General features: G+C 51.5%; 10 protein-coding genes. 5 read left to right on the top strand and 5 right to left on the bottom strand.

All coding sequences use genetic code 11. From position 1 onward, the window contains the following. From ACTG33_RS01905 to ACTG33_RS01895, 3 genes are all read left to right on the top strand, one after another. A partial coding sequence (locus ACTG33_RS01905; RefSeq protein WP_439133482.1) for a CaiB/BaiF CoA transferase family protein occupies positions 1 to 735 on the top strand: 735 nt, incomplete at its 5' end. Between the two features lie 138 nt (positions 736 to 873). Then, on the top strand, positions 874 to 2,061 hold the full coding sequence (locus tag ACTG33_RS01900; RefSeq protein WP_439133481.1) for an acetyl-CoA C-acyltransferase family protein: 1,188 nt from the start codon (positions 874 to 876) through the stop codon (positions 2,059 to 2,061). Positions 2,062 to 2,198: 137 nt separating this feature from the next. Then, positions 2,199 to 2,999: an enoyl-CoA hydratase-related protein gene (locus ACTG33_RS01895; protein WP_439133480.1), complete on the top strand. Its 801-nt coding sequence runs from the start codon at positions 2,199 to 2,201 to the stop codon at positions 2,997 to 2,999. A 157-nt stretch (positions 3,000 to 3,156) separates the two neighbouring features. Here the strand turns inward: ACTG33_RS01895 and ACTG33_RS01890 are convergent, their stop codons facing one another. After that, complete coding sequence (locus ACTG33_RS01890; RefSeq protein WP_439133479.1) at positions 3,157 to 3,366, bottom strand: cold-shock protein; 210 nt, start codon at positions 3,364 to 3,366, stop codon at positions 3,157 to 3,159. Positions 3,367 to 3,838: 472 nt separating this feature from the next. On the opposite strand from ACTG33_RS01890, the gene ACTG33_RS01885 reads away from it, so the two are divergent. Then, positions 3,839 to 4,390 (top strand): shikimate kinase, encoded by a 552-nt coding sequence (locus ACTG33_RS01885; protein WP_439133478.1) that lies wholly within the window; start codon positions 3,839 to 3,841, stop codon positions 4,388 to 4,390. Here ACTG33_RS01885 and ACTG33_RS01880 read toward each other — a convergent pair. Further along, on the bottom strand, positions 4,381 to 4,869 hold the full coding sequence (locus ACTG33_RS01880; RefSeq protein ID WP_439133477.1) for an Lrp/AsnC family transcriptional regulator: 489 nt from the start codon (positions 4,867 to 4,869) through the stop codon (positions 4,381 to 4,383). The two genes, ACTG33_RS01885 and ACTG33_RS01880, sit on opposite strands and share 10 nt — an antisense overlap. A 187-nt stretch (positions 4,870 to 5,056) precedes the next feature. Here ACTG33_RS01880 and ACTG33_RS01875 point away from each other — a divergent pair, with 187 nt between their 5' ends. Next, the gene (locus ACTG33_RS01875; protein ID WP_439133476.1) at positions 5,057 to 6,232 is read left to right on the top strand and encodes an aromatic amino acid transaminase; all 1,176 of its coding nucleotides are present in this window, start codon (positions 5,057 to 5,059) and stop codon (positions 6,230 to 6,232) included. Between the two features lie 65 nt (positions 6,233 to 6,297). Here ACTG33_RS01875 and ACTG33_RS01870 read toward each other — a convergent pair whose 3' ends face one another. The 3 genes from ACTG33_RS01870 to ACTG33_RS01860 form a co-directional block, all read right to left on the bottom strand. Continuing rightward, entirely contained in the window at positions 6,298 to 6,675 is a 378-nt protein-coding gene (locus ACTG33_RS01870) for a hypothetical protein (RefSeq protein WP_439133475.1), read from the bottom strand. Positions 6,676 to 6,801: 126 nt separating this feature from the next. Next, positions 6,802 to 8,811 (bottom strand): DmsC/YnfH family molybdoenzyme membrane anchor subunit, encoded by a 2,010-nt coding sequence (locus ACTG33_RS01865; RefSeq protein ID WP_439133474.1) that lies wholly within the window; start codon positions 8,809 to 8,811, stop codon positions 6,802 to 6,804. A 15-nt stretch (positions 8,812 to 8,826) separates the two neighbouring features. Continuing rightward, complete coding sequence (locus ACTG33_RS01860; RefSeq protein ID WP_439133473.1) at positions 8,827 to 11,040, bottom strand: molybdopterin oxidoreductase family protein; 2,214 nt, start codon at positions 11,038 to 11,040, stop codon at positions 8,827 to 8,829. Positions 11,041 to 11,168: the final 128 nt, after the last annotated feature.

The raw sequence follows: 11,168 nt of genomic DNA, 5'->3' as shown, positions 1-11,168 counted from the left end.
GGGCAGGCGCCAGTTCGCCCCAATCTGAGCATTGGTGACACCATTTCAGGTATCCATGCGGTACTGGGTATTGTTATGGCTCTGCTGGGCAAAGAGAAAGGTAACAGTGCCGGGCAGGTGGTGGATGTGGCGCTGTATGAGTCCATGTTCAACCTGATGGAAGCGGTGGTGCCTGAGTTCTCCGGGGCTGGTGTGGTTCGTGAGCCTTCCGGTACCACATTAACGGGGATTGTTCCCACCAATACCTACCGCTGCAAAGGCGGTAAATACGTGGTGATCGGAGGCAATGGCGATTCCATTTTTCAGCGGCTGATGATTGGTGTCGGACGGGAAGACCTGAGCGCCGATCCTCGATTGGCCACCAATGCCGGCAGGGTTGAGCACGAGGCCGAAATTGATGAAGTGCTGGCTCAGTGGTGCATGACTCATGAGTTGTCAGACATTCTTGCGGTGATGGAAGAGCAGCGTGTGCCAGCGGGGCCGATTTACAGTGTCGAGGATATGTTTAACGACCCCCATTATCAGGCTCGTGGTATGTTTGAGCGGGTTGAAATTGACGGCAAACCGCTGGACATCCCGGCGATTTTGCCCAAGTTAAGCCAAACGCCCGGGCGGACTCAGTGGCCGGGCGGAGACGTCGGCAGTCATAACCAGGAAGTTCTGGAGAGTATTTTGGGGCTCGGGAAAGAGGAGTTGGCGATATTGGCCAAACAAGGGGTGGTTTCGGAGCTTTAAAACTGAACAGTTAAACAGTTGTTTGAATTTTGCGGTATACTCGCCCGCAGAACATCAATATGTATATCTGGGGCTGATGGTTCGGAGATGTCCCATTGCCCGGATAGATTAAACATAACCCAAATAGAGGTGTAAGAGATGAGTCAACGTGAAGTCGTCATTCTAAGCGGTGTGCGCACTGCCATTGGTACCTTCGGCGGTAGCCTGAAAGATATTCCCCCCACAGATCTGGGCGGTATGGTGGTGAAAGAAGCCGTTGAGCGTTCAGGCCTGAAGCCCGAAGACATCGGTCATATCACCATGGGCAACGTGACTCACTCTGATCGTCGTGACATGTACATGAGTCGTGTATCAGGTCTTAAGGGCGGACTGCCAGAGTCGACTCCTGCACTGACGGTTAACCGCCTCTGTGGCTCTGGTCTGCAAGCCGTGATTTCTGCTGCTCAGTTGGTGTTACTGGGCGATGAGGAAGCCGTTGTTGCCGGTGGTGCAGAATCCATGAGCCGTGTGCCTTACTGGTTGCCAAAAGCTCGCTGGGGCGCCCGTATGGGGGATGCTGAGATGGTAGATGCGATGACTGGTGCTTTGACTTGTCCGATGGAAAACTACCACATGGGCATCACCGCTGAGAACGTCGCTGAGAAGTGGGGCATCAGCCGTGACGAACAGGATGAGTTGGCAGCACTGAGTCACAATCGTGCCCAGAACGCCACAGAGAACAAGTACTTCGAAAGTCAGATTCTGCCGGTAGAACTGAAATCCCGCAAAGGTCCTGTGCAGTTTGCCGAAGATGAGCATGTGCGCTTTGATGCGAAAGCAGAAGACATGGGCAAGCTGCGTCCGGTGTTCAAGAAAGATGGCTCCGTAACAGCGGGTAATGCCTCCGGTCTGAATGATGCGGCTGCAGCCATGGTCATGATGGATTCTGAAGCCGCTGCTGCTCGCGGATTGAAGCCTATGGCTAAACTGAAAGGATACGCCTTTGCCGGCGTTGAGCCGAAATACATGGGTATTGGTCCAATCCCTGCGGTACGTAAACTACTGGATAAAGCTGGCCTGACCGTTGATGATATTGATACCTGGGAAGTGAACGAAGCGTTTGCAGCTCAGGCTCTGGCCGTGGCTAAAGATCTGGGGCTGCCTATGGAGAAGGTTAATCCAAACGGTTCCGGTATTTCTCTGGGTCACCCGGTTGGCGCTACCGGTGCAATTATCACCGTTAAAGCTCTGTACGAGTTGGAGCGTATCGGCGGTAAATACGCTGTCGTGACCATGTGCATTGGCGGTGGTCAGGGTATTGCAGCACTGTTTGAGCGCTGCGAGTAACAAGGTGTACGATTCGCTATTCGAAGCGCATCCGACACTGAGCAAAAAGCCACTCCTATGAGTGGCTTTTTGCTGTCAGGGCTTTCACTATAAGAAACTAAATTAGAAACGAAAAACTGAAATCGGGAGATACCCAAATGGAACAACCTGAACTGAAAGATGCCAGCCTAACGGTTGAGGGAGCTGTGGCAACCTTCACTATGCAGCGCCACGATGTGCGCAATGCATTGACCGGCACCCAGTTGGCGGACGATATTATTGCAGTGACAGACTGGGTCAATCGCAATAAAGCCATCTCCGTGTTGGTGCTCACCGGCGAAGGGAGTGCTTTTTCAGCCGGTGGAAATATTAAAGACATGGCCAATCGCGAAGGCGATTTCTCCGGTGATGTGGAGGCTCAGGCAGAACTCTATCGGCAGGGTATTCAACGGATTCCTTTGGCGATGAATAAAGTCGAAGTCCCTGTGATTGCTGCCGTCAATGGCGCGGCTATTGGAGCCGGATTTGATCTGGCGAATATGTGTGACATTCGTCTGGCCTCATCGAAAGCCAAATTTGGGGAAACCTTTATTAATCTGGGTATCATCCCAGGCGATGGCGGAGCCTGGTTTATGCAGCGACTGATCGGTTATCAGCGCGCAGCCGAGCTAACTTTTACTGGACGAGTGATTTCCGCAGAAGAAGCGTTGGAGTACGGCGTCGTACTGGAGGTTTTGCCGCCGGAGGATTTGATGTCTCGTGCGAATGAACTAGCGCAGGAAATGGCATCGAAACCGGCGCATGCGGTTCGCATGACCAAGCGGTTAATGCAGATGGCACAGCGTCAACAGCTGCCAGACTTTTTGGATTTATGCGCGGTTTTTCAGGGGGTATGCCACAACAATCCCGAGCATATGAATGCCGTGGAAAAGATGCTTGCAGCGATCAACAGCAAATAGCGATTTAGCGTGTCAGTAACGTCTAAGCTCGTTAGCTGCGTTTGTAAGGTGAAGGCCGAAAAAGCGAAAACACCAAAAAAGAAGCTCTGTACCAGAGTCACTATTTGTACGTGAGTCATCAATAGGAAACAGAGCTTCTTTTCGTCAGAGCAGGATACTAATCCGCAACGACATTTTCGGCTTGGGGGCCTTTTTGACCATCGGTGACATTGAAAGAAACTTTTTGGCCTTCAGCAAGGGTCTTAAAGCCAGAGCCCTGGATGGCGCTAAAGTGAACAAATACGTCGGGACCGGATTCCTGCTCAATAAAACCAAACCCTTTGGATTCATTAAACCATTTCACTTGTCCAGTGTGCGTTGTTGACATAACTTAAATTCTCGAACTGTTTTAAAAGGACCCCCGAAAGGGATTGAGCAAAGAAATCCAGGCGGGTTTATGACGGGCAAGGCAAGGATGCGCGGAACTGGAAAGTGCCGGACGGCAATTTGACGGGTCTATCATAAAAACCAGATACATAAATACTTGAGCGTCTTCTAACTGACCAACTAATCTTACTGAAAGCCACCTTCTACACCGCAGTAAGCACTCCAAGTGTCGAACATGACTTATCAGGAGAAACAGGATCACATATCAGTGCACAGGTACAAAACCTGAATCTCTCACTTACGAGACTAGCAGCAGATTTTTCGGTTGCAAAGTATTTCTTAGCCACTTTTTGAGTGAAATGTCGAATGGGTTTCGACTGTGTCAGCTGACTTATCGTTAACCCCTTGTTTTCGTTATAATTGTTACAAATGAATGAGCGTGTGCCTCCATATCAGGTAGATGAGTTAACAGAATGTCAGATAATGAGTTAAAAGACAGCGGGTCAAAAGAAAGCATCATTTTAGTTGGAATGCCCGGTGCAGGAAAAAGCACACTCGGTGTGATGCTGGCTAAATCGCTCGCTAAAGACTTTGTGGATACGGATCTGCTGATACAGCTAAGAGCACATGCGACTTTGCAGGAAGTGCTGGATGCGGAAGGGTATCTGGCGCTGCGTCGACTGGAAGAAGAGACGCTTCTGGAATGTGATTTTGCAAATCATATTGTCGCCACCGGCGGTAGCGCGGTGTACAGCGAAAAAGGCATGGCGCATCTGAAGACTTATGGTCCTGTGGTGTATCTGGATGTGGCCCTGAATGAGTTGCGGAGACGGATCAAGGATTATGATTCCCGAGGGATCGCCAAGCGTCCGGATCAAAGCTTTGAATCTTTATTTGAAGAGCGATGCCAGCTGTACAGGCAATACGCGGATATCACGGTAAATTGCGGGGGATTGTCTCTGGAGGAGACCCTGTCTTCAGTGATGCAGCAACTGTCAGACAGGGTTGCATCTCGTCAGCGCTGAGCAGCAGAGTCGAGAGGCAGGGCCGTGGTGTATTTCACGGCTTTTAGAGCAAATGTGGAGTGTACCGAGGCGACATTGGGCAGATGCAACAGTGTATGTTTCAGGAGTTTCTCGTAGTGCTCGACGCTGTTGACAACGACTCTCAGCAAGTAATCTTTTTCACCTGTGGTTGAATAGCACTCAACAATTTCTTTAACCGTATGTACAGAAGCCTCAAAGGCTTCAAGTGCCTCGCTATTGTGTTCTTTCACAATCACAGAGGCATGCACTGTCACGCTCAGGTTCAATCGAGATGCGTCCAGCAAGGTTACCTTGCCTTTGATGAAACCTTCGGCCTCTAGTCGCTTAATTCTTCTCCAGCAGGGAGTGTGTGACAACCCGACGAGATCACCCAGTTCATTCATCGAATAATCGGCGTTTTCCTGAAGGGCTTTGAGGATTTTCATGTCGAAATCGTCAAGCTGGTGTGCATCTGACATAGTCATATCCTTGTTATAGCCCAGGGCGTTGTTAGGGTTGGAATCTGGTTGGCTATTAAGACATTATAGGTTTCAATTTCAGTCCTTCAATCCGAGCCGCAGTTTTCTTTATAATGCACGGCTTTACAGGTTTGACGGGTTATATAATGCGTCACCAGAAATTCTGCAGTGCAATCGAGGAATATCCATGTTTGAGCGGTTCGAGCCATTACCAACGGATCCCATTCTGGGGCTGTCACTGGCCTATAAACAGGACAATAACCCCCAGAAAGTGGATCTGGGGGTGGGTGTGTACAAAGATGAAGCGGGCAATACGCCCGTTTTAGCGAGTGTCACCGCGGCTCAGCGTCGCTGTCACGAGCAGGAAACCACCAAGGCGTATGAGGGGCCTGCCGGGAATGATGTCTTCAATGGCACAATAGCCCAACTGATTTTTGGCGCAGACTCAGCTCAGCTTGAACGGGTGCAGACTCTGCAAACGCCGGGTGGTTGCGGTGCGTTGAGGGTTGCGGCTGAGCTGATTAATAAATCCAAACCAGGAGCGACCATCTGGGTGAGCCGTCCTACCTGGGCGAATCACATTCCGTTGTTGAGCAGTGCCGGTCTTAAAATCAAAGAATATCCTTACTATGATCCTGCCACCCAAAGTATCGACCGAGATGGCATGATGGCCTGCCTGGCGGAAGTGCCTGCAGGTGACCTGGTGTTATTACACGGTTGTTGTCACAACCCTTGTGGAACCGATTTAACTCTGGACGATTGGCAGCAGATTGCAGATCTTGCCAATAGGCACGGTTTTACACCGTTTGTCGATCTTGCCTATCAGGGGTTTGGGGATGGTCTGGAAGACGACGCTCAGGGTTTACGCCTGCTCGCAGGCTCTGTACCTGAATTGGTGGTTGCCAGTTCGTGCTCGAAAAATTTCGGGCTTTATCGTGAACGCGTCGGAGCCCTGTCTGTTATGGGCAACACGTCGGTTGCGGCAGCCAATACGTTTGGGCAAATGCAAAGTATTGCCCGGGGAATCTACTCCATGCCACCGTCCCACGGTGCGGCATTGGTCGCCACGATCCTGACCGATTCCGCGCTGCGTCAGCAGTGGGAGGGCGAGGTGGCTGAGATGCGTGTGCGCATCAAGCAGTTACGTCAGGACTTGTCCGCGGCTTTAGCTCCTTATGGCGATTTCAGTTTTATTCCTCAACAGCGGGGAATGTTTTCATTTTTGGGGTTGAGTGAAACTCAGGTTGAACGTCTGAAAACCGAGTTCAGTGTCTATATGGTGGGCTCCAGCCGGATTAATTTGGCAGGTATCAATCAACAAAACTTGCCTTACCTGGCAGAATCTGTCGGGAAGGTGTTGTAGAAAGTGTTGTAGAAGGTCTAGTAACAGACCTTACATTGAGCCGTCAGTTAAATGCCGGGATATGTTTAACCTACCTGTGGTGGTGCCGTGCGCGGCACCCATTCCCACCATTCATGTTCGCCTTCCGGCGTATCTTTTTTCGTTTTGTAAATATCCCAGGTCACCAGATAGTCAGGGTTCTCAATATCGACACCGCTTTCGGGGTTTTTGTAATGCCCCGGAGGAGCTGTAAACCAGGCCGTGAGTGTGGGTGGCAGAATAAATACTGGATCTTTATCGCCCTGCGTTGCTTCTTTGCCTTGTAATCTAATGGAGATTCCCTCTTCCTCATCGGCACTGATCACGGTGCCGCATAGCTGAGACTGCTTGAGCAGTTCGCCATCCAGATCAAAGTAGCTGAGGCCAATGAGGCAGGTTTTATTAAGCAGGTCGTTTAAAGTCATGGCGCACGCATCTTGAATGTAAAATGAAATGTGAAAAGAGGAGGGTAGTATAAAGCGTTAACCGCCTGTCTCACAGGCGGTTAACGCAAGGCTCGAGTGAAGATGATGCACTGGTTGGTGCAGGTGTTAGTGCAGGTCCGGAACCACACCCACTTGAGGCATGTTTGCCAGACCGATATCCCGTGCATGCTCTTCAAAGCCTTTGTTCTTCCAGAAAAAGGCGCCAGGCATGGTGGTGGGAACCACAAGTACGTAAAACAGGGCGCGGCCAATCAGGCTGGTCATGATCAGAGTGATGCCTACCACTCCCCAGCCGACTAGCGCCAGAACTCCGTCAAAGGCTCCTGTATAGGCGCCTGCTGTTAGTGACAGGGCAGCCAGCAGATTGATGCTTAACAGTGTGTTGCGCAGGATGTAAGTCTTGCCGAATGTTGTGCACTGAATGTAATGAGACGCTGCACCCTCGTGGCTGGCTTTGGACATGTCGCGATGGTGGCCGATCAATCCTAAACCTTCCAGTGCAATGCCCAATGTGACCAGTGAACCGCAGATGACCAGAGCCGCTTGATACTCCAAACCACTGAACATCAAAGTGGCAACCAGGACGCCACCACCCAACAGTGAGCCCAGAGACATCAGGTTGCCGACAAACGAGGTGCTCACCTGGTAGTGGTTCCAGAACGGACGGGCTTCAATACGGTAGCAACGGGTCATGTAATAGAGCGCAAACAGCGTGAACGTAATACAGAGATAACCGAACACGGTGGCAATGGATGCAGACGTTTCCAGTGAAATCAAATTGCTGACGTCGCTGCCGATCACGGCGCTGTACAGTGATTGGAAGATACTGTTAGTCGGTAACGAGAACAAAATATGCAGCCCCAGCGTGCTCATAAAGCCTGCTACACCCAGAATCTCGCGAGACATAGGCGAGTGGCGCAGGTTGTTAAAGCCGCGATAAAAGCGATGGGGTTTGCCCAAATGCATGGCTGACATGAAGTTACCGGCAGCACCGACCACCAGACAGGCAATCAGGAGTGGAACATACAGGCTGCTGGCTTTGAACTGGCTCAGGACTTCAATATTGAATTGATCACCCAGGAAGGTCAGTGCAAAAGCACCCATCACAGCCTGCATGGCGAGAGTAAACAGCACCAGAGGGTTTTCCCGAGAACTCAGACGCTCAAAGCTCCAAAACTTCTCCTTGCCTTTCTTCTGATCGACCATCGGCGTGTAGGTGCCGTCGTCTTCTTTGTGGTACTTCAGGGGCATGGAATCGGTACGCTTCATCTCATCCGGCATGGTGCGGGTTTGCTGGAAGCGAATGTTCGGATGCGTGATTTCCGGTGTTGGGAAACCAGGAATAGATACTTTAGCTTGCTCACGATTTTCCGGCACGTTTTCAATGACGCCGAAGTCCAAAGCGTTACCCACACAGGCGGAGACGCAGGAAGGCTTGAGACCCACTTCGAGGCGGTCTACACACATGTTGCACTTGGATACCTGACCCTTGATTGGATCCAGTTGTGGGGCATTGTACGGGCAGACCCAGGTGCAATAACCGCAGCCGAAACAGGTTTCCGGATCTTGCAATACAGCGCCGTATTCCGCGTGTTTGGTGTAGGCGCGGGTTGGACAGCCTTTTAAGCAGACCGGGTTGTCGCAGTGGTTACAGGCCATGGAAATGTTCATGCGCTTGTAATCCGGGTAGCTGCCACCTTCGACATAGCCGACGGAACGGAAGGCTAAATGTGCGGGGTTTTCGTTCTTTTCGCTACAGGCCGCCTCGCAGGCGTGGCAGCCGATGCAGTTGTCGGCGGTAAAGAAAAAGCCGTGCTGCTTGTTACGGTTGGGATTAACACCGACGTCCGGGTTTTCATTGATGTACATGGAGCGATTCGCAGGCAAGCCGGTCAGGTCCACAAGATCGATCTTCTGGCCATAGCGGTTGGCGTCGTCCACTTTCTTATCACTCAGAAACGCGTAAGGCTGTTCCTGAGTTCGCAGTTCCCAGTGGCTGGCAGAGGCGGCCACTTCAGGTTTGACAACCGGCTTCATTTCGCGGGGATCAAAAACCTCAACCACGTCTACTGTGTTAGCCGGTTCTAGTGTGCTTTCTTTCAATTGATCGTTCATCTCTATTCCCCTGGATTAAAACGCGCGACGTTCGGCGTTCAGGCGTGCGGCTTCTTTTTGATCTACTTTCTCGATACGTGCAGAGCACTGCTTAAAAGCAGGTTGACGAGAATAGGGATCAAGCAGTCCCAGCGTCAGCCGGTTGACGCAGTCGTGGAAATGGAAAGGGATAAAGACCGCGTTGCGGGCAACACGGTGAGTCAGCTGCACCATCACCACGGCATCCCCGCGGCGAGAAGTCAGACGAACATACTCCTGATGCTTAACCCCCAGTTCTTCGGCGGCATCGGGGTTCATTTCCATGTAGGGCGTTGGACTGTATTTATTACAGTTGCCGATCTTGCCGGTACGGGTACGGGTATGGAAGTGTTCCACTACGCGGCCACTGTTGAGCCAGAACGGGTACTCGTCACAGGGCTGTTCGTTGTTGTTAACGAAGTCTACGCAGATCAGATTGGCCTTGCCGTTCGGAGTCTGGAATTTGCCATCGGTGTAAAGGCGGGGATCGCCTTTCAGGCCTTCCTGACCCTTGCGGCCCTCTTTGCTGGCACGATAGGGCCACTGGATACCTCGGGCCTGTTCGATCTTGTCGTAGGTCATGCCAGAAATGTCCAGTGTACGATCTGTGCCGACAGACAATGTCTTCATTTCTTCGAAAGCGCCTTCCGGTGTTTCCGGGAAGTGGATAACGTGGCCGTTATCAAAGCGCTTGGCCATTTCATTGAAAATCCAGAAGTCTGGTTTGGACTCGGCGTAAGTGGGCAGGGCGTTGCGTACCAGATTCACCCGGCGTTCGGTGTTAGTGTGACAACCTTCTTTTTCAGCCCAAACGGAAGCTGGCAGGTATACGTGGGAGTATTGATTGGTTTCCACGTCCTCGTAGCAATCCTGAACCACCAGAAATTCCAGCTTCTCCATCGCCTTGCGTATGCGTGGTGTGTTGGGCATTGAGGTCATGGGGTTGGTAGCCACCAGCCAGAGACCTTTGATCTCGCCAGTTTCAATTGCTGGAAAGATGTCGGTTTCGGTCAGGCCGCGTTGTTTCGGGAAAAACTCGGGATCGATACCCCAAAAGTCCGCGATTTCCTGGCGATGATCTTCTTTTTCCAGTGCCCGGTAACCGGGCAGGCCGGAACAGGACGACCATTCACGAGTCCCCATGGCGTTACATTGGCCGGTGATGGACAGGCTGGTACCGCCTGGGATACCGATGTTGCCGGTACACAGATTCAGGTTGTTGATGTTGGCCACGCCGTCAGAGCCGTGTGTGCTCTGGTTGATCCCCATCGTCCAGATGGACATGGCGGACTTGGCTTTTGCGTACAGGCGGGCCACAGTACGAATGCGGTCTTCATCAATGCCACACTCGTGCTGTGCGTGAATCGGGTTGTAGCGCTCGGTGGTGACCAGTGCTTCCAATTCCGCCAGGTTATTGGTGTGAGCTTCCAGATAAGCGCGATCTTCCAGGCCTTCTTTAAAGATAACGTACAGCATGGAGTTGATCAGCACGCAGTCTGTACCCGGAGTGATCGGCAGGTGAATGTCGGCAAACTGAGCCAGCATGGTTACGCGCGGATCTATCACGATCAGCGGGAAGTTACGTTTTTCTTTCGCTTCTTTTAATCGCCAGTAGATGATGGGGTGTTGTTCCGGCAGGTTGGAGCCAAACGCCATCAGGCATTCAGTGTGCTCGAAGTCGCCATAGCAACCAGGAGGGCCGTCGGCGCCAAAAGAGCGTTTATAGCCAGACACGGCCGATGCCATACACAGGGTCGTGTTGCCATCGTAGTTGTTGGTGCCAATGCAACCGCGAACCAGCTTACCCAGGGTATAGAATTCTTCAGTCAGTAATTGACCGGTAGAAATGACTGCGAAAGAGTCTCGTCCATACTTGCTCTGAATTTCTTTAATTTTGGTGGCGGTGTAATCCAGTGCCTGATCCCATCCAGCTGGTTGGAAAGGCTGGTGAAACTTTTCCCGAGTCAGTGGGCGGGTGCCACGACCTGGGGATTCAAATAGTTCATGTTCCAGCAGCCCCTTGATGCACAGTTTGCCACGGTTGACGTCTGCGCCGGCATGCCCTCGGCTGGTGACAACTTTACCTTCGTCGCTAAGCCCAATTTCAATGGCGCAACCTGTAGAGCAATAGTTACAAGTGGTGTATTTCCACTCGGCAACCTTCTTTTGAGGGATGGTAATCGGCTTCCGGTTTTTGCGGCCAAATAACATAAATCTACCTGCAGTCTTTTTTGATGTTATATGCACATCTTTTTAATGCATGGGCTGCTCTCTGAGGCGCCCGCTTAATCACGGTGTCATGTATTAGTGCGTTCTTGGAGCGCTACAGACGGCAGGAT

The organism is Pseudomaricurvus sp. (assembly GCF_965662505.1).
Classification (GTDB): domain Bacteria; phylum Pseudomonadota; class Gammaproteobacteria; order Pseudomonadales; family Cellvibrionaceae; genus Pseudomaricurvus.
Note: the sequence above shows the minus strand (reverse complement) of the source record. Positions and strands in the feature narration are given on the sequence as shown.

What these genes read in the sequence shown, in the direction of transcription:
- ACTG33_RS01900 (WP_439133481.1), top strand. Translation starts at nt 874, where the DNA reads ATGAGTCAACGTGAAGTCGTCATTCTAAGCGGTGTGCGCACTGCCATT.
- ACTG33_RS01895 (WP_439133480.1), top strand. Translation starts at nt 2,199, where the DNA reads ATGGAACAACCTGAACTGAAAGATGCCAGCCTAACGGTTGAGGGAGCT.
- ACTG33_RS01890 (WP_439133479.1), bottom strand. Translation starts at nt 3,366, where the DNA reads ATGTCAACAACGCACACTGGACAAGTGAAATGGTTTAATGAATCCAAA.
- ACTG33_RS01885 (WP_439133478.1), top strand. Translation starts at nt 3,839, where the DNA reads ATGTCAGATAATGAGTTAAAAGACAGCGGGTCAAAAGAAAGCATCATT.
- ACTG33_RS01880 (WP_439133477.1), bottom strand. Translation starts at nt 4,869, where the DNA reads ATGTCAGATGCACACCAGCTTGACGATTTCGACATGAAAATCCTCAAA.
- ACTG33_RS01875 (WP_439133476.1), top strand. Translation starts at nt 5,057, where the DNA reads ATGTTTGAGCGGTTCGAGCCATTACCAACGGATCCCATTCTGGGGCTG.
- ACTG33_RS01870 (WP_439133475.1), bottom strand. Translation starts at nt 6,675, where the DNA reads ATGACTTTAAACGACCTGCTTAATAAAACCTGCCTCATTGGCCTCAGC.
- ACTG33_RS01865 (WP_439133474.1), bottom strand. Translation starts at nt 8,811, where the DNA reads ATGAACGATCAATTGAAAGAAAGCACACTAGAACCGGCTAACACAGTA.
- ACTG33_RS01860 (WP_439133473.1), bottom strand. Translation starts at nt 11,040, where the DNA reads ATGTTATTTGGCCGCAAAAACCGGAAGCCGATTACCATCCCTCAAAAG.